This is a genomic window from Brevibacillus gelatini, from assembly GCF_003710935.1.
Taxonomy (GTDB): domain Bacteria; phylum Bacillota; class Bacilli; order Brevibacillales; family Brevibacillaceae; genus Brevibacillus; species Brevibacillus gelatini.
Window position 1 is genome coordinate 142,058 of the sequence record NZ_RHHS01000012.1, and the last position, 21,624, is coordinate 163,681.

At 51.8% G+C, this 21,624-nt stretch carries 24 protein-coding genes and 1 pseudogene; 14 read left to right on the forward strand and 11 right to left on the reverse strand.

Annotated elements, in window-relative coordinates; genetic code table 11:
- From EDM57_RS23550 to EDM57_RS03970, 5 genes and pseudogenes are all read right to left on the reverse strand, one after another.
- Nucleotides 1–225, reverse strand: coding sequence for a hypothetical protein (locus EDM57_RS23550; protein ID WP_211338210.1), 225 nt, complete (start codon nucleotides 223–225; stop codon nucleotides 1–3).
- Complete coding sequence (locus tag EDM57_RS03955) at nucleotides 216–1,424, reverse strand: MFS transporter (protein WP_246005732.1); 1,209 nt, start codon at nucleotides 1,422–1,424, stop codon at nucleotides 216–218. Before EDM57_RS03955 ends, EDM57_RS23550 begins: the two co-directional genes overlap by 10 nt.
- Before the next feature lie 402 nt (nucleotides 1,425–1,826).
- A pseudogene (locus EDM57_RS03960) lies at nucleotides 1,827–1,943 on the reverse strand (VOC family protein); the annotation flags it as partial.
- Nucleotides 1,944–2,086: 143 nt separating this feature from the next.
- Nucleotides 2,087–3,319, reverse strand: a complete 1,233-nt coding sequence (locus tag EDM57_RS03965) for a multidrug effflux MFS transporter (RefSeq protein WP_122903511.1) — start codon at nucleotides 3,317–3,319, stop codon at nucleotides 2,087–2,089.
- A gap of 50 nt (nucleotides 3,320–3,369) precedes the next feature.
- Complete coding sequence (locus EDM57_RS03970; protein ID WP_122903472.1) at nucleotides 3,370–3,840, reverse strand: MarR family winged helix-turn-helix transcriptional regulator; 471 nt, start codon at nucleotides 3,838–3,840, stop codon at nucleotides 3,370–3,372.
- 202 nt (nucleotides 3,841–4,042) lie between these two features.
- On the opposite strand from EDM57_RS03970, the gene infC reads away from it, so the two are divergent.
- From infC to glnA, 7 genes are all read left to right on the forward strand, one after another.
- Nucleotides 4,043–4,534, forward strand: coding sequence for a translation initiation factor IF-3 (gene infC, locus EDM57_RS03975; protein ID WP_122903473.1), 492 nt, complete (start codon nucleotides 4,043–4,045; stop codon nucleotides 4,532–4,534).
- Nucleotides 4,535–4,686: 152 nt separating this feature from the next.
- Entirely contained in the window at nucleotides 4,687–5,445 is a 759-nt protein-coding gene (locus tag EDM57_RS03980; protein ID WP_122903474.1) for a DUF4184 family protein, read from the forward strand.
- Between the two features lie 168 nt (nucleotides 5,446–5,613).
- Nucleotides 5,614–6,573, forward strand: a complete 960-nt coding sequence (locus EDM57_RS03985; protein ID WP_122903475.1) for an AAA family ATPase — start codon at nucleotides 5,614–5,616, stop codon at nucleotides 6,571–6,573.
- Between the two features lie 150 nt (nucleotides 6,574–6,723).
- The gene (gene hflX / locus EDM57_RS03990) at nucleotides 6,724–8,016 is read left to right on the forward strand and encodes a GTPase HflX (protein ID WP_122903476.1); all 1,293 of its coding nucleotides are present in this window, start codon (nucleotides 6,724–6,726) and stop codon (nucleotides 8,014–8,016) included.
- An 8-nt stretch (nucleotides 8,017–8,024) separates the two neighbouring features.
- Nucleotides 8,025–9,302 (forward strand): methionine gamma-lyase family protein, encoded by a 1,278-nt coding sequence (locus tag EDM57_RS03995; RefSeq protein WP_122903477.1) that lies wholly within the window; start codon nucleotides 8,025–8,027, stop codon nucleotides 9,300–9,302.
- A gap of 311 nt (nucleotides 9,303–9,613) precedes the next feature.
- On the forward strand, nucleotides 9,614–10,024 hold the full coding sequence (locus tag EDM57_RS04000) for a MerR family transcriptional regulator (protein ID WP_122903478.1): 411 nt from the start codon (nucleotides 9,614–9,616) through the stop codon (nucleotides 10,022–10,024).
- Nucleotides 10,025–10,058: 34 nt separating this feature from the next.
- On the forward strand, nucleotides 10,059–11,393 hold the full coding sequence (gene glnA, locus EDM57_RS04005; protein ID WP_122903479.1) for a type I glutamate--ammonia ligase: 1,335 nt from the start codon (nucleotides 10,059–10,061) through the stop codon (nucleotides 11,391–11,393).
- A gap of 177 nt (nucleotides 11,394–11,570) precedes the next feature.
- On the opposite strand, the gene EDM57_RS04010 is transcribed toward glnA, so the two are convergent.
- The 3 genes from EDM57_RS04010 to EDM57_RS04020 all read right to left on the reverse strand — a co-directional run bounded on the left by EDM57_RS04010 (nucleotide 11,571) and on the right by EDM57_RS04020 (nucleotide 13,553).
- A complete protein-coding gene (locus EDM57_RS04010; RefSeq protein ID WP_122903480.1) occupies nucleotides 11,571–12,209 on the reverse strand; it encodes a FusB/FusC family EF-G-binding protein in 639 nt (212 codons plus the stop codon).
- A 167-nt stretch (nucleotides 12,210–12,376) separates the two neighbouring features.
- Entirely contained in the window at nucleotides 12,377–12,640 is a 264-nt protein-coding gene (locus EDM57_RS04015; RefSeq protein ID WP_122903481.1) for a CD3324 family protein, read from the reverse strand.
- A 346-nt stretch (nucleotides 12,641–12,986) separates the two neighbouring features.
- Nucleotides 12,987–13,553: a DUF4269 domain-containing protein gene (locus EDM57_RS04020; protein WP_122903482.1), complete on the reverse strand. Its 567-nt coding sequence runs from the start codon at nucleotides 13,551–13,553 to the stop codon at nucleotides 12,987–12,989.
- 130 nt (nucleotides 13,554–13,683) lie between these two features.
- Here EDM57_RS04020 and EDM57_RS04025 point away from each other — a divergent pair, with 130 nt between their 5' ends.
- A complete protein-coding gene (locus EDM57_RS04025) occupies nucleotides 13,684–14,169 on the forward strand; it encodes a DUF456 domain-containing protein (protein WP_122903512.1) in 486 nt (161 codons plus the stop codon).
- Nucleotides 14,170–14,229: 60 nt separating this feature from the next.
- Here EDM57_RS04025 and lexA read toward each other — a convergent pair whose 3' ends face one another.
- Nucleotides 14,230–14,853: a transcriptional repressor LexA gene (gene lexA, locus EDM57_RS04030; RefSeq protein WP_122903483.1), complete on the reverse strand. Its 624-nt coding sequence runs from the start codon at nucleotides 14,851–14,853 to the stop codon at nucleotides 14,230–14,232.
- Between the two features lie 382 nt (nucleotides 14,854–15,235).
- Here lexA and EDM57_RS04035 point away from each other — a divergent pair, with 382 nt between their 5' ends.
- From EDM57_RS04035 to EDM57_RS04050, 4 genes are all read left to right on the forward strand, one after another.
- Nucleotides 15,236–15,583, forward strand: coding sequence for a LysM peptidoglycan-binding domain-containing protein (locus EDM57_RS04035; protein ID WP_122903484.1), 348 nt, complete (start codon nucleotides 15,236–15,238; stop codon nucleotides 15,581–15,583).
- Nucleotides 15,584–15,674: 91 nt separating this feature from the next.
- A complete protein-coding gene (locus tag EDM57_RS04040) occupies nucleotides 15,675–15,872 on the forward strand; it encodes a DUF896 domain-containing protein (protein WP_122903485.1) in 198 nt (65 codons plus the stop codon).
- Between the two features lie 102 nt (nucleotides 15,873–15,974).
- Nucleotides 15,975–16,340: a fluoride efflux transporter CrcB gene (gene crcB, locus EDM57_RS04045; protein ID WP_122903486.1), complete on the forward strand. Its 366-nt coding sequence runs from the start codon at nucleotides 15,975–15,977 to the stop codon at nucleotides 16,338–16,340.
- Between the two features lie 32 nt (nucleotides 16,341–16,372).
- A complete protein-coding gene (locus tag EDM57_RS04050) occupies nucleotides 16,373–18,625 on the forward strand; it encodes a HelD family protein (RefSeq protein WP_122903487.1) in 2,253 nt (750 codons plus the stop codon).
- A 59-nt stretch (nucleotides 18,626–18,684) separates the two neighbouring features.
- On the opposite strand, the gene EDM57_RS04055 is transcribed toward EDM57_RS04050, so the two are convergent.
- Nucleotides 18,685–18,987, reverse strand: coding sequence for a HesB/IscA family protein (locus tag EDM57_RS04055; RefSeq protein ID WP_122903488.1), 303 nt, complete (start codon nucleotides 18,985–18,987; stop codon nucleotides 18,685–18,687).
- 254 nt (nucleotides 18,988–19,241) lie between these two features.
- Between EDM57_RS04055 and EDM57_RS04060 the strand changes: the two genes are divergently transcribed.
- Complete coding sequence (locus EDM57_RS04060; RefSeq protein WP_211338211.1) at nucleotides 19,242–19,436, forward strand: hypothetical protein; 195 nt, start codon at nucleotides 19,242–19,244, stop codon at nucleotides 19,434–19,436.
- A gap of 32 nt (nucleotides 19,437–19,468) precedes the next feature.
- On the opposite strand, the gene EDM57_RS04065 is transcribed toward EDM57_RS04060, so the two are convergent.
- Entirely contained in the window at nucleotides 19,469–20,203 is a 735-nt protein-coding gene (locus EDM57_RS04065) for an alpha/beta hydrolase (RefSeq protein WP_122903490.1), read from the reverse strand.
- Nucleotides 20,204–20,535: 332 nt separating this feature from the next.
- Here EDM57_RS04065 and pdhA point away from each other — a divergent pair, with 332 nt between their 5' ends.
- Nucleotides 20,536–21,621 carry a pyruvate dehydrogenase (acetyl-transferring) E1 component subunit alpha gene (gene pdhA / locus EDM57_RS04070; RefSeq protein WP_122903513.1) on the forward strand — a complete coding sequence of 362 codons (1,086 nt, stop codon included), beginning with the start codon at nucleotides 20,536–20,538 and terminating at the stop codon, nucleotides 21,619–21,621.
- Nucleotides 21,622–21,624 lie beyond the last annotated feature (3 nt).

A 21,624-nucleotide genomic window follows, 5' to 3' on the forward strand; every position in this document is an offset into this window, starting at 1 on the left:
CTACCAGCCAGGACGATTGAGGTCCTGGTTTTTTCTTTTGGAAGCAAAAAGAAAAGGCGCCACAAAAGGCTTTCCGTGCAGACGCTGAAAGACTTTTGCGGCATACCTGTTGACGAAAAGCGACAAATAGCGGGCGAGCATCCGTGCAAGCTTGGCCGGAAACTTGTGAAGGTTGGTCATCTCCAAAAAACGTTTCTCGCCGTAAATGTCGCTAATCACTTCCACTCATTCCCCACTTCCCTGTGCTTCTTCTCCACGACGAGGGGAAGCAGCAGAACTGCACCGACGAGAATAAACCCTCCGCTTACAGCATAGACCGCGCCAAGAGAGAACATCTCCTTGAGATAGCCGGATACGGACATGCCGATGACCATCATTCCCATGAAAACAGGCGTGATCGTGCCCGATACCCGCCCGATCAAGTTGCCTTCCGTGTTGCGGACGATGAATGTCTGGATTCCACTCTGAATACATGGGAAAAAGAAACCGCTGATTCCCAACAGAACAAACGTCAGCCCAATCGTGGTCGAACTCCCTAAGCCAACTGTACACACAGCCGTGACAAGCAGTCCGACCAAGAGCATAAGCTGAGGCTGCATCTTTTTGGCGACACCGATGAGGACAGCTCCGCCAATGAGCATGGCTGCTCCGTTGGCCATGACGAGCCATTGCAGAAAGGATTGATCTTGCCGCAAGTTTTCCATTACGAGGAAAATCTGGAGCGGCTGTGTCAGTCCGGACGCCAACCCGACTGCTGCGAAGGTCAGGCAAAGTGTCTTCAACGATTGATTAGCGCCGATATAGCGCAGCCCGGCCAGCAACTCGGCGATAAAGCCGCCAGCCTCATCCGGCTTCGCTTCCGTCGAGTCGCGGGGCAGTGTCATCAAAATGAGCGAAGAACCAAGAAACAGGATAGCAGTCAGCAAAAGAGAGACTGTCATACCGAATTGCAAGTAAATAAACGTGCCAATGACCGGACCTACCACCATAAAAATCGCGACCAACGTTTGCGACAGTGCCATTACGCCTTGCAGCTGCGCTGCCGGCACGTGCCGTTTGTACAACTTCATGGCGGAAGGCTGCGAAAATTGGGACAAGCTGGCCGACACAAACATGCCAATGAACAGGGCAATCCACCCTCCGTTCATCAGCAAGAGCTGCACCGCACCCACGGACAGCGAAGACAGTAGATCGCTCCATACCATCGTCCGTTTTGGCCGCCAGCGATCGGCAAACGTTCCGCCAATCAGTCCAAACAGGAAGATCGGAGCAAACTCTGCAACCGAGATCAGCGATACGTAAACAGGATTGTTGTTCGTCCATTTGCTGACAAACAGCAGGACGGCAAAATTCCGGACCCAGATGCCCAATTGCAACAGCACGCGGGAAAGAATAATCGTTTGTACATATTGATTTCTGAACATTGTCAATACCCCATATCTTTTACTAGTTTCGTTCATGTCCGCAGGCGTTCGCCGACTTGTGTTGTGAAGTAGTGGGCAACTTCATTTTCTTCCCCTCTTTCTTTTTTGAAATTACTGCAAAGTGTAGCGGAGATTTCATCGTGAAGCAAGAGTTTTTCGTTAAGATTTACAAACATTTTTATAAATTGTTTACCTAAATACAAACGAAAATCAAAAATGTTTATCATTTCGATGTCGGTAGTGGCGCTGATGCTTCTGTATCCACCCCAGATTATCCATCAAAGAAACAAAGGCCAGCCGAAACACGTTTTCGTACGTTTCGACTGGCCTTCTGGACTGACCCTATACCATCTGCAAACCAAGGAGTAGTTATTGTTTACCTTCAGTGAATACCTAGAAATGCATTTCGCCAAATGTCTGCTTGTACAGCACTTCTGCACCCAATGCTTGTTCGTAAAAGGCGATGGCTTCACTTGCTGTTCCGTTCAGGACGAGATAAGGGATCAAACGCAAAGACATGGAGGAATCATCTCCTTGGCATTTTGGTTTGCTGACTGTCGTGTCCGCTTCATGACCAGATTGTACCACAAAGAACGTTTGTTCGCAAATGGATATATGAAAAAACGAGGACATGGCAAAGTGTCCTCGTCTGGTGGAGAAGCTTATTTTGCCGCCGTCTTCCTGCGAATCATCAGGAGGTAGCAGAGGATGGCGCCGAGTGTTGCGAGCGCGATAACGATCCCCATCGGAACGGCAGTGTCTTCCCCGCCAATTCCGACCAGCGGCGCGACAATCCCGCCGCTGATGAACGAGAGCAGTCCTTGCAGGGCAGAAGCGCTGCCTGCCGCCTTGCTCTGGTTTTGCATCGCCAGCGAGAAGCCCGTCGCGCCGACGATCCCGACACTCGATACGACGAAAAACAGCGGAACGAGCACAGCGACCAGCCCCGCCTGGAGCGAAATCATGGCCAAAAGGCTAACGCCGCCGATTCCGGCCAGTGTGATGCCGGTGACAAACAGCTTCGTTTCCTTGACTTTTCCTGCGAGCCTCCCGGTAATTTGACTGGCAATAATAATGCCAAGCCCGTTCATGGCAAAAATCATGCTGAAACCTTGCGGAGAGACGCCAAAAATTTTCTGGAATACAAATGGCGAGCCTGCGATGTAGGCAAACATCGCGGCCGTTACCAGGCCTTGCGACAAGGCGTAGCCCATGAATACCCGGTCTTTCAGCAGTCCGCCAAACGTCGTGAGCGTATTGCCGATTCCCGCTTTGGAGCGGCGATGAACGGGCAGTGTCTCAGGCAGGCCGAGCACGACGACAAGCAGCATGACGGCACCGATCAGTCCGAGCGCGACGAACACGCCGTGCCAGGTGGTGAATTCCAGCAGCTGACCGCCGACAATGGGGGCGGCAATCGGTGCAATACCGTTTATGAGCATCAGCAGGGCAAAAAATTTGGTCAGCTCGGTCCCGGAATACAAGTCGCGAACGGTTGCTCGGGCGATGACAATCCCGGCCGAGCCAGCCAGCCCCTGAACGAAGCGGAGCAAGACAAAGGTGTAAATGGAAGGTGCTGCCGCACATAAAAAAGAAGACAAGGCATACAGGATCAGTCCGATCAAAAGCGGTGTTCGCCGTCCGCGCACGTCGCTGATCGGCCCGGCAAACAACTGACCGACCGAAAGTCCGATCAGGCAAGCAGTGAGGCTGAGCTGGGCAAGCGAAGTGCTTGTTTGCATGTCATCTGCAAGAAGCGGCAAAGCTGGCAAGTACATGTCCAGCGACAGCGGGCCGAATGCCGACAGGGAGCCCAAAATGGCCGCCATCCACAAACGGCGCGACTTGCTTTCGGCAAGCGACGCGGAATTCAGTTCTTTGGCTGCATCGTTCACAGGTATGTTCAAACCTTTCTCATTGGGCATGGGAAAGAGACAACGCCTGGCTACTCGTTAGGTTCAGCAGATGGCTCCGTATTTTCCAGATAAAAAGTTTCCAGGTTGTTGTGCATTCTTTCCAGCATGCCTTGCAGGATGATTTTTTCTTCGTCTGTAAAGCCCTCGAAGCATTTCAGTTCGAGAATGCGCAGCGCTTCCTTGACGGCTTTTGTCGCGAGCCGCCCTTTGTCGGTGAGAAACACCCGGGAGATGCGCTGGTCACGCTCGTCGGGGCGCCGCTCAACCAGCCCGCATTTTTCCATGCGGGTAATCATGACCGTAAGCGTTGCCGGTTTTACCTGGATCCGTCGTGCCAACTCCTTTTGCATCAAGCCGTCCGTGTTCGCAAGACGCATCAAAAGAATCGGCTGTCCAGGATAGACGTCGTAATCTTGAATGAGATATTCAACATTTTTCTTATGGAGCTTCATCACATGGCCCATCGCATGTGTCAAAGCAGTAGAATAATCAAATTCCACCAAAGTACCCCCGTTTGTTAGCTGGCTAACTAAAATGTAATCTAAAGGATTCACAATCTACTGTCAATACTGATCTATTATACAAAAACAAACCACGTTCGTCATGAGGCAGCGAAAGAATGTTGCAGCCGGAAGAAGGAGAGAAGGCGGAACTTGTAGAAACTAAGCAATCCGAAACAGGAAAGGACAAGGTGACAACGCGATGATTTTGAATGAAAAAATAAAAGCGGCAGAAGTCAGCCTGACTGGCGTGAACGGTGAGGACCTTGGGATCGTCGACACAAAAGTCGCACTGAAAATGGCAAAGGAGCAGGGTGTCGACCTCGTTTGCCTGTCGCTCGCACAAAGCCCGCCGCCGTGCCAACTGGTAAGCCGCACCAACTACAAAGAGCAGCTCAACCGCGAAAAGGCCAGGCAGCGCAAAGAGGAAAAAGGCAGAAAAGTAAAGGAGCTTCGCTTGAGCGCCTATATCGAACAGCACGACTACGATACGAAAAAGCGACAGGCCGAAAAAATTCTTACGGCAGGGGACGCGGTGCAATTGACGGTGCGCCTCGAGAAAAAAGAAAGCCAGGAAGCGAAAAATTTGCTCCAGCAACTCGTAAAAGAGCTTGCGCATTGCGGCGTGCAGGAAAAAGGGATTCAAGTGAGCGGCAAGCAAGTGGTCGCTGTTCTGCTCCCTAAAGAGCAATAGCGGTACGGGAAGGTCCGGCTCGGTGCGGCAGTTGATGTTGCCGCTTCCGCCGGGCTTTTTTTCGCGGATGTAGCCGTTCGCTTGCTTGCTGCGTCTTTTCTTATTGGATTGAAAAAGACAAGCCATTATCAAACAGAAAAGCGAGTGATTTCATGCCGTTTACCTTTTCCCACCCGGCAATCGTCCTGCCGCTGCGCAGATGGGGCTGGGTTTCCTTTCCGGCTCTCGTCTTTGGCAGCATGGCGCCGGATTTTGAATATTTTTTGCGCATGCAGCCGTACAGCGTCTACAGCCACACGTTTCTTGGCCTGTTTTGCGTTGATCTTCCGCTCGTGATCGTTCTGTATGTTGTGTACCGTTTCCTCGTAGAAAAAGGACTGCTCGCGGTCTTGCCGCTGTGGGCGGCAAAAGGCTTGGCGTGCAGGCGAACAGGAAAAGAAAGTCGGAAGCGGAAGTGGGTATCGCTGGTCGTATTCGTTTACTCTGCGCTGCTCGGAAGCTATAGCCATATCGCCTGGGATGCTTTTACACACGACAGGGGCAGCATGGTCGAGCGGTTCGTTTTTTTGCAACAACGCATCCCGCTCGTTTTTCTCGAAGTACCTGTCTACAAGCTGCTGCAACACGGCAGCACGCTGCTGGGCGGGCTTGCCATCGTGTATGTCATCTGGCGCTCCGGACGCCACAAGCATCACGTCGAGATCAAACAGGCCACGCTGTACGGGAAAGTGCTGTTCTGGCTAGGCGTGGCGGTAATCGGACTGGGCGTCGTCGTTTGGCATGCCTTTTTCGTAAAAGGGGTGTCTCCCCTGATTCATCCGTTGCAGCATGTCGTTCCGTTTCTGTCTGGCAGCCTGCTCGGGATCTGTCTGCTTGCTCCGCTCGTGAATCGGCCAGGATTGAAAAAATAGGGCAGGTTTATCCAGCTTCTGAGTATATTATTGTATGGCTGAAAAAACATGTGTCCGCACTGGCCCAAACCGGATGACCCTTTTGAACATAAAGCATTGTTGCGTATCTGTAAGGACTGACAGGCAGGAGCGAACGTTTGAGTGATGCACAAAGGCAGGTGATCGAACATGAGACATTCGGAAAGCAGTCTCTCCGTTGATTCCAGCTCTACTACTACCGCTTCAAACTCCAACAGGATTCAGGTCGTCTTCAAGCGCAAGGATTTATCCATCAAAAAGCCCGAAACACTGCCCGAATACGTGAATGCATCCGCCCCTAGCGAATTGGCCGCCTTGTTTGATGAACTTGAAAATTTGATCGGTCTGCAGGAAGCGAAGAAGACGATGTATGAGATTTATGCGCTGATAAAAATCAACAAGGAACGGGAAAAGCATCAATTGAAAATTGAGAAGCAAGTGTTTCATATGGTGTTCAAAGGCAACCCGGGCACGGGCAAGACGACAGTTGCCCGCTTGTTCGGCAAAATGTTTCGTGAAATGGGCATTTTGAGCAAAGGCCATCTGATCGAGGTGGAGCGAGCTGATCTGGTCGGCGAGTTCATCGGACATACGGCGCAAAAAACGCGTGAATTGGTCAAAAAGGCACTCGGCGGGATTTTGTTTATTGACGAGGCGTACTCGCTGGCAAGAGGGGGCGAAAAAGACTTTGGCAAGGAGGCGGTGGATTGCCTGACAAAAGCACTCGAAGATTCGAACAAAGATTTTATTTGTATTATTGCCGGTTACAATGATGAAATGGAGCAGTTTCTGGAGCTGAACCCCGGCCTTCCTTCCCGGTTTCCTGTTCACATCAACTTTGCCGATTATAGTGTGGAAGAACTTTTGGAGATTGCCAATCTGATGACGCGTGAAAAGGACTTTGAGCTGACGAGGGAGGCGAAAGAGAAAATTCGCCGTCAGTTGACCGGAATCGTGAATGATCCGTTCCAGCGAAATTTTAGCAACGCCAGGTTTGTGCGAAATTGCATCGAGAAGGCGATCAGGGTGCAGGCGGTCCGACTGATGAAATCAAATGAGCTGACACGTGAAGAATTGCGGCGGCTGAAAGCCGAAGACTTTCAGGTGTGAATTTGCCCCTTTCTCTATCTGATCCCTCCGCTGTGAGGGATTGTTTTTTCATGTAAAATGCCTGGTATTGAATCGACGCCATGGCTGAATCGTCATCGCAACGAAATGGGCAAAATGTGGTATGATAGGGAATAGAAAGGGCGTGAATCGGTGAACGAATTTATCAAAACAAAAGAAACCGCGATTCTGGTCGGTTGCTATCTGGATAACCGCGATGCAGAACGAACACGTCTCTCCATGGAAGAATTGCACGAGCTGGCTGAAACGGCTGGTGTCGAAGTGCTCGATGTCGTGACGCAAAACAGAGACAGAATCGACGCTGCCTGGTATTTGGGGACGGGCAAAATTGAGGAAATTGCCGAAAAGGCCCGTGAGCTGGACGTAGACGTCATCATTTTCAACGACGAACTGTCCCCGAGTCAGACGCGCAATCTGGACAAAGTGTTTGATTGCAAGGTCATTGACCGGACCCAGCTCATTCTCGATATTTTTGCGGGGCGAGCGCAGTCGCGCGAAGGGAAAATTCAGGTCGAGCTTGCGCAGTACAACTACTTGCTGCCGCGACTGGCTGGTCAGGGCAAGCAGCTTTCCCGGCTGGGTGGCGGAATCGGGACGCGCGGTCCCGGTGAGTCCAAGCTGGAAAGTGACCGCCGCCACATTCGCAGACGGATCAGCGAATTGAAGCAGCAGTTGGACGATACGGTTCGGACGAGACAGCTTCATAGGGAACGCCGCAAAAAAAACAACGTGTTCCAGATTGCGCTGGTTGGCTATACGAACGCGGGCAAGTCGACGATCCTCAATCAGTTGACACAGGCAAACACCTTGCAGGAAGATAAATTGTTTGCCACGCTGGACCCGACGACTCGTCAGCTCGTGCTGCCGAGCGGACTGGAAGTGCTTCTGACGGATACGGTCGGCTTCATCCAGGATTTGCCGACAAGCCTGGTCGCTGCTTTTCGCTCCACTTTGGAGGGCGTGAAGGAAGCCGACCTGATTTTGCATGTCGTTGACAGCCACCATCCGGATTTTCGCGTGCACATGGAAGTCGTCGATAAAATTTTGCGGGAACTGAAAGCAGAAGACATTCCACAGCTTGTCGTGTTCAACAAGGCTGACTTGCTGACGGAAGGCGCTTACCTGCCGCATGCAGGCGAATCCATTCTCATCTCTGCCATTCGCAAGGAAGATCAGCAACGGCTGCTGGCGAGGATCGAACAATTTGTGCTTTCCTCTTATAATGAAATGAAGTTGCGTGTCCCGGTCGAGCGCGGGGACATTCTGTCGCTGTTACACCGCGAAGGTGTGGAGATGGAACAGCAATTTAACGAAGAGGAAGCGTCGTACCTGGTCACCGTGCGCGTGAACCGGGACAATCCGATCTACGGAAAGATCGCTCCTTTTCTCCTGGACAAACCAGAGACTGTTGAAGAGAGTTGGTAAGATAGCAGATGTTTCAATACTTTTCCCACGGAGAAAAGCTTCGTCCGCTCGTCATGGAAGTAGAAGCGATGATCTCCGAAAGACATCGTCAAATTTCCGCGCTGGTGGACACCAATCAGCTGAAAGTGCTGCGTTCTTTTCAAAAGCATGAAGTGAACGAGTTTCACTTTTCACCGTCAACCGGTTACGGCTACGACGATTCCGGGCGGGCTACGCTGGAATCGATCTACGCGGACGTTTTTGGCGGAGAGGCGGCACTGGTACGGCCGCACATTATTTCCGGCACGCACGCGATTGCCATTTCCTTGTTTGGCATTTTGCGTCCTGGCGACGACTTGCTCTACATCACGGGCAAACCGTACGACACATTGGAAGAGGTCGTGGGGGTGCGCGGCGAAGGCCAAGGCTCGCTGAAAGACTATGGCATCGGATACAGCTACGTGCCGCTGACGCCGGAGGGCGAAATTGATTTTCTCGCCGTAGCGCAAGCGATCACGCCGAAGACAAAAGTGATCGGCATTCAGCGTTCACGCGGCTACGCGGATCGACCTTCCTTCACGATCGCCAAAATCCGGGAAATGATTCGCGTTGTCAAAGAAATGAAGCCGGATGTGATCGTATTCGTGGACAACTGCTACGGAGAGTTCACGGAAGAGCAGGAGCCGCTGCACGTAGGGGCAGACATCATGGCCGGCTCCCTGATTAAAAACCCTGGCGGCGGGCTGGTCAAAACGGGCGGCTACATTGTCGGCCGGGAAGACCTCGTCAAGCTGGCTTCGTACCGGATGGCAGCGCCGGGCATCGGTGCAGAGGGCGGAGCTTCGCTGTACTCGCTTTTGGAAATGTACCAAGGCTTTTTCCTGGCGCCGCACGTCGTCGGCGAAGCGTTGAAGGGCGCGGTGTTTTCATCGGCTCTCCTGGAGCGCCTTGGCTTCCAGACAAACCCGCTCTGGCACGAGCCGCGGACTGACCTGATTCAGTCTGTCGCCTTTGGCAGTGCAGAGCGACTGATCGCCTTTTGCCAGGGGATTCAAAAGGCGGCGCCTGTCGATTCGCACGTGACACCGTATCCGAGCGAGATGCCAGGTTATGCGGACCCGGTCATCATGGCTGCGGGAACGTTTATTCAAGGGGCGAGCATCGAGTTTTCCGCAGATGGGCCAATCCGTCCGCCGTACCTGGGCTTCGTGCAGGGCGGCTTGACGTATTCGCACGTCAAAGTGGGGATTTTAACTGCATTAAACGGCATGCTGGAAAAAGGTTTGCTCGATCTGCCTGAAAAGTAAACCGCGCACAAAAAGCGGCGCAGAAGTAGACGAGACGGCATTCTCTGCACAAGAGGATGCTGTTTTTTTGCGGTTGAAGCACCGGAGATAGTCTGCAAGAAGCGGCGACTGGCGGAAAAAGCAAGCAGCTCGATGTTCTCAAAAGGCGGTTTCAAGCAAAAGTAGCGGAGAGTGAGGTATGCATCGTGGGACAACGTGGATTTTTATCGATAAGCGTCACTTTTTGCGTAATATTTTCTAACATCCGTTGACAGTGTTTTTGCTTTTGCATAAAATAAGGCATATGGAAAACGATAGAGGAGGGACAAGTCATGAGTGATGACCTTCGCCGGAATATGGCCCTCTTTCCCATCGGGATCGTCATGAAACTGACCGATCTCACTGCGAGACAGATTCGCTACTATGAACAAAATGGCCTGATTCAACCGGCTCGCACAGAAGGGAAGCAGCGGCTTTTCTCCTTCAATGATGTAGACCGACTTTTGGAAATCAAGGAATTGATTGAAAAAGGGCTGAATATTGCCGGGATCAAGCAAGTGCTGAAGCTGCAGGGGCCTGCTGCGGAGCCGACGGAGATTTCGACTGCTTCCGAGGTGAAGCGCAAGGACATGTCAGACAAGGAATTGCACCAATTACTCAGACAACAGATCATGTATCGCAATGCTACCCGCCCAGGCGAGGACGCATTGATACGTGGAGAGCTATCTCGCTTCTTCCACTAATATAAAGTTGTGAGAGTGACAGGAGGAGAGAAATGTGAGCAAGTACACACGAGAAGACATTATGCGATTGGCCCAGGAAGAGGACGTGAGATACATCCGTCTGCAGTTTACCGATCTGCTGGGTATCATCAAAAATGTGGAGATTCCTCTGTCTCAACTGCCAAAAGCGTTGGACAACAAAATGATGTTTGACGGTTCTTCCATCGAGGGATTTGTTCGCATTGAGGAATCGGATATGTACCTGGTACCGGATCTGGATACCTGGGTTGTATTCCCGTGGGGCAACGAGCATGGGAAAGTTGCACGTCTGATCTGTGATATTTATATGCCGGATGGCACTCCATTTGAGGGGGACCCACGCTACATTTTGAAACGCGCACTGAAAGAAGCAGAAGAATTGGGCTTCACAGCTTTTAACGTGGGTCCGGAACCTGAATTCTTCCTGTTCAAACTCAACGAAAAAGGCGAACCTACGCTTGATCTGAACGACCAAGGCGGCTATTTTGACTTTGCTCCACTTGATCTTGGCGAAAACTGCCGTCGCGACATCGTATTGACGCTGGAAAAAATGGGCTTTGAAATCGAAGCTTCCCATCACGAGGTAGCACCAGGTCAACACGAAATCGACTTCAAATACGCGAATGCGCTGCAAGCCGCAGACCAGATTTTGACTTTCAAGCTGGTTGTAAAAACAATCGCGCAAAAACACGGTCTGCATGCGACCTTCATGCCAAAACCGCTCTACGGTGTGGCAGGCTCCGGTATGCACGCGAACCAATCCTTGTTCCGCGGCAACCAAAATGCGTTCTACGACGAGACAGACGAAATGGGTCTGAGCCAAACAGCGAAGCATTACCTTGCAGGTATTTTGCAGCACGCTCGCGGCTTCACCGCGATCACGAACCCGCTCGTGAACTCGTACAAACGTCTGGTACCTGGCTATGAAGCCCCTTGCTACGTGGCATGGTCGGCGAAAAACCGCTCTCCATTGATCCGTATCCCTGCCTCCCGCGGTATGGGAACCCGTATCGAAGTGCGCAGCCCAGACCCAGCGACAAACCCGTACCTTGCTTTGGCTGTCATGCTGAAAGCAGGTCTGGACGGCATCAAAAACAAACTGGCTGTGCCGCCAGCGGTCGACCGCAACATCTACGTCATGACCGAAGAAGAGCGCGAAGCAAACGGCATCAGCAACCTGCCGGCTACGCTCAAAGAAGCAATCGAGTGCCTGAAAGCCGATCCGGTGATTTGCGAAGCACTGGGTGAGCACGCGCTGATGCACTTCATCGAAGCAAAAGAAATCGAATGGGATATGTTCCGCACTCGCGTCCACGACTGGGAGCGCGAGCAGTACATGAGCACTTACTAATAAGTGAAACCCCTTGTGCCTGTTGGTGCGAGGGGTTTTTGCTTTTGTGCTTACCGCAGTCATTTACCTCCCCTGCTTTGATAGGAGACAGCTTATGAAAACGACTCCTTGTTCAAGCACAGAAAACAAGGAGCCGCGATCATTTTGTACGCTTGACTGCGTTCGTGCTGCTCATGCTCATTTGACCATGAGCGCAAGAAAATCGTGCAGTTTTTCCAGTGAGCGGATATGTTGATTACAGGTGATGCTGTCCTGACACAAATAGTTGCCTTTTTTCAAATACGTGCCGTCATTGGAACTCCGCGCTTCCAGGACGAACATGCCGATTTCCGTAATTTTGTTGCAGATGGCACAAATCCCTTTTTGCGGCAGCGGGGTAAAAACGCCGTGAATGCCGATCAGCTTGTCGCCGTAGTTGGCGATGATATATTTTTTGTCTGACCCGCTGTCGAACCAGCTGACATACGTTGTTTCCGCATACGGAATCTCCGCCGTCGCAGGTGGCTTGAGCTTCTTGACTTTCGGGAACATTTTTTTGATGGCTTGCTCTGTCAACGCCGGGAACGGGATGATATACGGAGACAGCCGCAGCAGAAACTGTTTGGCTTCATTTTTTTCCTTGATGACAGAAAGCGACGCAAGCAGTTGCTTTTGTTCCTCTGTCAGCTCAGGGTAGAGCTGAAATACGGATTCCTGGGCGATTTCCTTGCGGGCACGGATCACGTTTGGATCTGTGCTGCCCGCATAAGCATTCAACAGGCTTTGAACCTGTGCCTTGATAAAGTGGTAGTGATGGGGGAAAATAAATGGTTCCATCTCGTCTGGTTCCTCCTTGCTGTGTACTCCGCTAATTGTAAGGAGTCGTAGTTTGTATCTACTACTCTAAAAGGAGCGGAGTGCGCAGGAAAGGGAAAGAACGATTGTAAAAAGAACTCGGCATATAAAAAGCACTGACCGTCTCGTGGACGCGCCAGTGCTTGTGTCTATTTCGCGTATACAATCTTTTTGATCGTTTCCGGCGAGAGAAAATACTGCGTGGCCAGCTGTTGAATGGAAACGCCCTCGCGAAAAGCGCTGCGGATGGCGTTGTTCCGTTCGTCCAGCTGTTTGCGAAAGCCAGTCCGGGTTCCCCATTTGTGATGGGACGTTTTTGGCTTTGGAATGTATAAAAGTTCTCCCTGCACGTACTTCTGGATTTCTGCGATCAAAGTTTCTGGCAGCATGCTCGCTGCGTTTACATATTTCATTTCCGCTCGCTCCTTATTTTTTTGAAGTGAAAAATAAGGGGCAAAGCCAGGAAATAAGATATGAGATACGTAAGAGAAGGCGATGAATTGTCTAAACGACTGTCCACCTCATGCAAAGTATCGCCTTATTTCCGGGCTTTGCATGAGACGCTGCAGTATCTGGCAAACTGATTCCATTCACCATCCATACACCCCCTCGCTCGCGTTTGCTCTTATGCGGGCAACCGAGTGCCCGCGCAGTCGTTTCCATTATAAATCATCCGTCTGTGATTTGCATCGCGTCTTTGGGTGATTGGTTCGTCAGTTCTTACAGGCGCTCCGTGCTGTCCGATGCGACAGGTGGCCTTTATCTTCTGACAAGAGCGCGAAGCTGTTCGTCCGTCCACTTTTCCAGGTCCAAAAGAGCCTGGTATGGATCGTCTCCTGGAATGTGAAAATAAGAGGCAAAAGCTGGTTCCGTTTTCAAGCCGTTTTGCTTGAGCTGGCGTATGTCACGGAGGACGTCAGGGCCCCCGAGCAAAAGCAAACGGTGTTCGACGACCATATGTCGATACGCATTTTGCATTGTGACCGGACGAGGTTGGGCAAACAGCTCAAACCAGAAGCCGCAGGCAAAAAACGAAATCAGGCAGGTAGGCACGTCCTGCACGAGCAGACGAGCTTCCTTGTAGCCTTCATACGCCGCATATGAAGCGCGAACGGTAGCAGCAAATCGGTCGAGATCGTAGCTTTCGCAAATGATGTCCAGGTCGCTGTCGGCGATGTCAATGCCAAGAGGAATCGTGCCCGCAAGCACAGGATCAAATTCTTTCAGCCGCTGCATGATGGCGGATTGCTCGATCGCCTGTTTCGCGGTTTTTTGCTTGCTTGTCCCATTTTGCAGGTATGATAGGTCGCGCCAGTTCCGCGTCATGGAAAACCTCCGTTTTGCTATCTTTTGTGCTGGTGCTCCTCCCAAACGACTTCACAGCTTCCTGAGAGAAGAGTGCAACTTGAATCGGCTGTTTCTCGTATACCTATGTGAGAGGAGTGCTTCGTAGATGATGGATATTGTACTTTGGATAGTGGTGCTGCTGCTTTTTGCGCTGAGTATCGCCGGCATCTTTTTGCCGGTATTGCCCGATACGATTTTACTGTGGGCAGGCTTTTTGCTCTATCACTTTTTCATCGCTGATCCGGGAGCGGGGTTGCCAGCGTCCTTCTGGTGGGGGATGGTCGTGCTCAGTATTTTGCTGTACGGGGCGGATCTGTTGACCAACATGTTCTTCGTGAAAAAATACGGCGGCTCCAAATGGTCTTCGGTGGCTGCGGCCGTAGGGATTTTTCTCGGAATCTTCGTGTTCCCGCCGCTCGGGATGCTGATATTGCCGTTTGTGCTTGTGGTGCTGGTGGAGCTGCTCGTGCAAAAGCAACCGATGGAAAAAGCGCTCAAAGCGGGCTTCGGCTCGCTGGTCGGCTTTCTGGGCAGCGCGGTAGTAAAAGTGGTGCTGCAGGTGGGGATGATCGTCTGGTTTTTTCTCGCCAGGTAGAATAGAGACGAAAAAGGACAGCGAAGGCTGCCCTTTTTTCATGCGCATATGCGGAAACCATTAGTGGATGAGGCGATAGACGCCAATGACTTTTCCGAGAATGGTGACGTTGTCCAAAATGATCGGCTCCATCGTTGCATTTTCCGGCTGGAGACGGAAGTGGTCTTTCTCCTTGAAAAAGCGTTTGACTGTCGCTTCGTCTTCGTCTGTCATGGCGACGACGATATCCCCGTTGTTGGCGACGTTCTGCTGGCGCACGATCACGTAGTCGCCGTCCAGGATGCCGGCCTCGATCATGCTGTTCCCGGAAATACGCAGCATGTACACCTTGTCAGAAGTCACGATATTTTCTGGAAGCGGGAAATACTCTTCCACATCCTCAATCGCAGTGATCGGTTGTCCAGCGGTTACTTTACCGATGACAGGAACGCGGACGACAGCGTCTTCGAAGTTGTCCTGGAAGCGGTCTTCCTCAGAAAGAAGTTCAATGGCGCGGGGTTTGGTAGGGTCGCGGCGGATCAGCCCTTTCTTTTCCAGACGCGCCAGATGGCCGTGCACGGTAGAGCTGGAGGCAAGTCCGACAGCTTCGCCGATCTCGCGGACGGATGGCGGGTAGCCTTTTTCCCGAACTTCCTTGCGAATGAATTCAATAATGGCTTGTTGCCTGCTGGATAATTTTGACATAGAGAGACACCCCTGATTTCTCGAACAAGTTTTCCAATATTATACCATGGGATCTTGCGTTCGACAAACATAAGTTCGATCCGGAGGCGAACAGGATTTTTTGACCGGGTAAATGGATTCGATTTGCGCCCTTCCCGGAATCAGCCTTTAAGTCGATAGGGGATGGGTTGACAGGGGATGAGGGCTAATGCATGCAGGTCAAAGCCGCAGAGCCGGGCAATAGGCAGCGGCGCAGCCGGCTTTCTCCCGAACTGAAACGGATGCGTAAAGCAGCAGCACACATTTTTGCAGGAGTGTCTGTTTTTTTCTTGACATGAACATATGTTCTCATTTAAGATGGGGTTACGAAAAATAGAACGTATGTTTGCAGGGGGTTATTACGATGAAAGCCATGTCTAGCCATAACCGTTTTGAGAAAAATCAGCCTCGCCGCGTCCGTCTTGGCATCACGAGAGGACAAGCTATTTTGTTTTTGATTGCGTTCTCTCTCTTTTTTTACTTATTGACCGAACTGGTGTTTGCTTCCTCTTCTCAAGCCGAGCCGCCAGCACCAAAAGGGAAAGAAGTGACCGTTCGCTCCGGCGACAGTCTCTGGACGATCGCTGTGCGTCATCAACCTTCGGAACAGGTGGATGTGCGCGATCTGGTTCAGGACATCAAAATCGCGAACGACCTCGACAGCAATCTGATCTATCCGGGGCAGACCTTGTTCATCCCGGAAGCGGACTGATTCGGCACTTGTCTGCCGGCAGCTATCTTGCCAGTTCCGACTGATATGATATAATAAAGCGGCATTACTACTGAGTGGGAGGAACCGGAAAGTGGTATCTGACGCGGAAATTAAAAGAATCAATGAACTGGCCAAAAAATCGCGCGAAGTGGGCTTGACCGACGAGGAAAAGCAAGAGCAAAAAGCGCTGCGCCAAAAGTACATCGATGCGGTTAAAATGTCGCTTCGAGCGAATCTGGATTCCATCCGCTATGTGGAAGATCTTGAGGATCATCGTCCAAAACACTAAACTTGTTTGTGCTGATACGGCAGACATCCTTGCTTGACGCTCGGGTGTCTTTTTGTTCCTTACGGCAGTCTGCCTGTTTGGCGAGCGAGGAGGGGGAAGCAAATGGCATGGGTGGCTGTAGCGGTTGGAGGAGCAGTCGGTTCGTTGCTTCGTTATGGGCTGGCGCAGCTGGCAAATCTGCCAGGCTGGCCTGTCGGCACGTGGCTGGCGAATGTCATTGGTTCGTTTGCGATCGGCGTTTTGTTTGTGATTGGCAAGGAGCGGGGAGGATTCTCGCCTGAACTGTATCTGTTGTTTACCACGGGCATGCTGGGGGGATTCACGACGTTTTCCACGTTCTCGCTGGAAGTGGTTTCCTTCTGGGGAGAGGGGCAATGGCTGCGCGGTTTCGCTTACGCCCTGCTCAGTATTGGGGTAGGTCTTTTCTCTTGCGCGGCGGGAATCTGGCTTGCCAGGCAAATGCAATAACGACAGGATAAATGACGAGAGGGGGGATGGGTGTGAGTACCCAGCACCGCGATTACGAGGCAGAACAGAACAAGCTGAACGAGACGATTGCATTGATCGATGAGGAGATCGTGCGACTGCGCGAAGAGATTCGGGATGCGACCGATGATTACGTGAAACAGGTCGTAAACGCAAGCAAGGCAAAAGATTTGCGCTACCTGGAAGATCACGGACGGGCCAAGCCGTACTTTGGCAGGGTCGATTTTCTCAAGGACGAGGTGTACGAGCTGGATCAGGTGTACATCGGAAAAAGAGGGATTGTACGCAGCGATACGTTCGATTCGGTCGTCGTGGATTGGCGGGCGCCCATTGCCAGTCTCTATTATTCCGGAGAGAGCAAGGATGCGTTTTACCGGATGGGACGCGAGATCGTGCGCGGCGAGGTGAGATTGAAGCGCAACTTTGCGATTGAGGACGGGAAAATCGTCGGGATCTACGATGGCGCTGTAAAAGAGACGATCAACCGCGAGATGGGACACCCGGATGAGTTTTTGCAGGAAGGCTTTATCGACGAGTTTTTGAACGCCAATCTGAATATGACGAATGACAGCCGCTTAAAGGATATTGTCGCGACGATTCAGTCTGAGCAAAATGACATTATCCGCGCGGAAAAAGATCGGCCGACCGTCGTACAAGGGGTTGCGGGCAGCGGAAAGACGACAATCGCGCTGCATCGGCTGTCGTACCTGATCTACAACTACCAGGATACGATGATGTCGAAAAAATTTATGGTGTTTGCTCCCAACCGGATGTTTCTGACGTACATATCAGAGGTGCTTCCCGAGCTTGGCGTTGACGATGTGCAGCAATCGACGTTTGTAGACTGGGCGGCGCGTCTTGTAAAGCCGTTAATGCCCAAAGGCTGGCGGATCGTGAGTCCGGACAAACCGCTGCAACTGTTTTTTGAGGAAGGACAGGACGAGCGGGAGCAGGAAATCACCCGGCATCGGCTGCGCTTCAAAGGCTCGCTTGCGTGTCGGGAAGCGATGGAACAGTATATACGTTACGTGATCGAGACGCGAATTCCGTTCAAAAAACTGCGCTTTCTATACAGCAAGACGAAACAGGTCTTCTCCATTCCGGCTGAGACGATTCGCCAGTTATTTCTGGAACAGTTCGGCGCCCTGCCGTATCATCGTCGTGTCGATGCGCTGCGCAAGCATTTGAAGCAGGAGATGAACAAGCAGCTGTACTCCCATTTGCGCGAACGAAAAGTCGACCTCGACAAGCAAGGGTTGGCGAAGTTTGAGAAAATGCTGGAGCAAATTTTGGATACGTATCTCGGTACCTTTCCGCGGCTGGACATTTTCGAGTCGTACCGCGAACTGATTGCGGATGAAAAACTGTTGCGCAAGCTCGCCCCAGCGGACATTCCAGACGAGGTAATCCGTGACGTGAGCGAGTCATCGGCGGCATTGTTTGCGCAGGAGCGGCTGGAAGCGGAGGATATTGCGCCGCTCTTGTATTTGCAGCATATGATCGAAGGAATGAACAAGGCCGAGCACTTTGACCATACTGTCGTGGATGAAGCGCAAGATTTGAGCGCGCTGGAGATTGCCGTGATTGCGCTCGCGACGAAACGCCAATCATTGACGATTGTCGGCGATATTGCCCAAGGCATTCACAGCTACCGCGGCATTCACGCCTGGGAGGAACTGACAGAAGGCATTTTCCAGCAGATTCGTCCCGCCTATTATACGCTGGCGCAAAGCTATCGTTCGACGGTTGAAATCATGCTGTGCGCCAACGAAGTGCTGCGTCAGATTGAACTGCCGGAAACGGTCTTGGCAAAACCGGTCCTGCGCCATGGCGAAAAGCCGATCATGGTCGAGGCCGATTCGCCTGCGAAGCTATGGGAGGATGTCAGCCTGCGGGTTGCCGCCTTGCAAAAAGAAGGCATGCAAACGATTGCAATCGTCACCAAGACGATTCAGGCGAGCAAAAAGGCGCATAAAGCACTTGTGAAGAGGATGTCCGAGTTGACGCTGCTTGGCAGCAAAGACAACCAGTTCCCGGGTGGCGTAATCGTCATGCCTGCCTATTTGACGAAGGGCTTGCAGTTTGATGCGGTCATTTTGGTCGATGTGGATGCGTACGAACAAAACGAATGGGACGCGAAGCTGCTCTATGTGGCTATGACCCGGCCTGTGCACCGCCTCGTGATGGCGCGGGTGTCCGGCAAGCAGGCACCGCTGTTGGCTGCACTTTCACCGGAACTATACACCCAGCTTGAAGCTGGCAAATAGCAAAATCCCCTCTGGCTGATCGGGCAGCAGAGGGGATTTTTGTACGAATCACTAGACGATTAATGGTCACCTGTGTTTCCTTTGGACGGGTTGGTAATCACAAAGCCTTCTTGCGGCATGTACAGGTAATCGATGATGACGCCATCCAGCAATGGCTCGTCTTTTTTCATGATGACATCAATTCCCTTGTCAGTGGAGACGACTTCATCCTCTTCAGTCGGTTTGTCCAGTGCCAGGCCGTAGTGCGCATGATCGCCGTGCGCGTGGGTGATATAGACACGCAGTTTCAGCTCTTTGTCTTCTTCCTGCTCCATGATCGGGGTCAGTTGCTTGGCTGCATTGCGGGTAATCTTTACCTTCATCGGTCAAGTCTCCTAACTGTATGTAAGTGAGTTGCCCCTCCATCTTAGCAAAGAGAGAATGGCTGACGCAATGTGGAAAGTGTTCCTAAAAGCAGGGGTGCCAGCCGAACAGGAAATACAACAACCTCTGTCTGTCCGTGAGGGAAAAGTGGCGCTTGCGGCCGGACGGGGGTTTTCTCCTTTTATCGCGAGTATTTCCCATCTTCCAAAGAAATACTATAGCCATTGACTCCTGAGGAAAAAGAGGGATAAACATGATAACGGCAAAAGAGCGTGAGCGGCTGCAAAACCAGATGAAGCGCGACGAGAGCAAGATCGTCAACATCGTCCTGCAAAATGCGCAGCAGGTTGCAGGTGAAATTGAAAAGGCCACCCATCAAGGCATTTACATGACGGATGGCCGCTACTACGGATACGAGGATATTAAGGAAATCAACGGAGCCCTCTAGCGAAAAAGCAGAAGGGCTGCCGAGCCAGCAGACTACAGGCGTGACGGCGGGAAAAAGTAACGCAAGGCATCCGGAAGCTCTTTTTGCCACAAGCCCCAGACGTGGTTGCCCGGCTTCTCGGAATAGGACAAGGTTGCCTGTTTGGCTGTGAGTAGCTTTTTCGCTTCCCGGTTCCATTCCACGAAATCAAATGTCCCGATATGTGTCTCCACTGCTGTTTCATCCAGCCCCACGACCATCCAGATGCGCAGCCAGGAGAGGCTTTCGCGGCTTTGTATGGCGTCGAGCGTCGGCTGGAAAAAGGCTCCCGACAGCGCAAGCACCTGCGAGAACAGCTCAGGGTGGTCCAGGGCAAGATGCAGGGACACGGTTCCCCCGAGTGAGTCGCCTGCGAGCACTCGGGAAGCTTTGTCGCGCCTTACGGGGTAGCGATCCTCGATGTACGGCAGCAATTCTTCGCAAAAAAAGCGTTTATACGCTGCGTTTCTTGTTCCAACGGGCGAATATTCACTCGTCCGCTTGCCCCGGTCCACCGAAACACCGACGACAAGAAACGGCTCGATTCCTTCTTCGAGAATCAGTTGATTGGCAATTGTGGCGATGCGGCCCATCGTAAAAAAGTCATTTCCGTCCTGACAGTAGACGACAGGATAGGACAGAAGCTCGTTATAGCCCGGCGGGAGGTACACTTTGACCGAGCGTGGAGTGTCCACATGGATGCTCGGTACTTCTTCTTTTACAATCGTTCGTTTTACATATTCAGACATCGAATTACACTCCTGTTTACTCAAATGTAAAACTAAGCCTTGAAAAAAACTGATACAGATTTTATAGTAAATGATAACAGAGAGGAAATAAACCCTGTAATATCAATACTATAACACGTTGAACAGACAATTTGTCTGCAGTATAACAGGGTAGTGCAGGCGGCGCTGTAAGCCCTTTCTTGCACGAGGCAACTTTTTCTTCTTTTTTCATTTAGTTGGGGACACTTTCGACAACGTTCGCACATGCTGCCATCATGAAGCATCTGCTCGATGGATGCGGCAAGACGGACGGCTGGCAGGAAGCCCCTTATTCTAGTGACGAGGTGAATGAGATGAGCGTAACCACTGCTGTTGAACAAACAGAGAACAACGCCCCGCTGCAAATTCTTGCACCGGACGGTACGGTTGTTCGTCCTGACTTGATGCCTGAGCTCTCCGATGATGAGTTGCGTGAACTGATGCGTAGAATGGTCTTTACCCGCGTGTGGGACCAACGTGCAATCAGCCTGAACCGTCAAGGCCGTCTCGGCTTTTACGCGCCTGTAGCAGGTCAAGAAGCAAGCATGATCGGCTCCGAGGCAGCGCTTTCCAAAGAAGACTTCATCCTGCCAAGCTACCGCGACATTCCGCAAATGGTATGGCACGGATTCCCGATGTACAAAGCTTTCCTCTACTCCCGTGGACACATTGAAGGCGGACGTATTCCGGAAGGCGTAAACGTACTGATGCCACAAATCATCATCGCAGCGCAATGTACACAAGCGACAGGTGTTGCAATGGGCTACAAACTGCGCGGTGAAAAACGCGTGGCAATCAACTACTTTGGTGACGGAGCTACCTCCCAAGGTGACTTCTACGAGGGCATGAACTACGCAGGCGTTTACAAGCTGCCTGTGATCTTCTTCTCGCAAAACAACGGTTACGCGATCTCCCTGCCGTTCGAGAAGCAAACAGCTTCCGAGAACATTGCCGTAAAAGCAGTCGCTGCCGGTATCGCCAGCGAACGTGTTGACGGTATGGACGTTCTCGCTGTTTACTACGCGGTGAAAAAAGCGAGAGAGCGCGGTTTGAACGGAGAAGGTGCGACTCTGATCGAGGCACTGACCTACCGCTATGGTCCGCACACCATGGCTGGTGACGACCCAACCCGCTACCGTACCGGTGAAGAGCAAAGCGAGTGGGAACTGCGCGATCCACTGATCCGCTTCCGCAAATTCCTCGAAGGCAAAGGCCTCTGGAGCGAAAAAGACGAGGAAGCTGTCATTGAAGAAGCAAAAGCAGCTGTTGCGGACGCGATCAAAAAAGCGGACGAAACTCCGAAAATGAAAGTGACAGAACTGATCGATGTAATGTTTGAGACACTGCCGCCTGCACTCGAAGAGCAAAAGGCAGAATTCCTGGCGAAGGAGTCGAAATAAGCC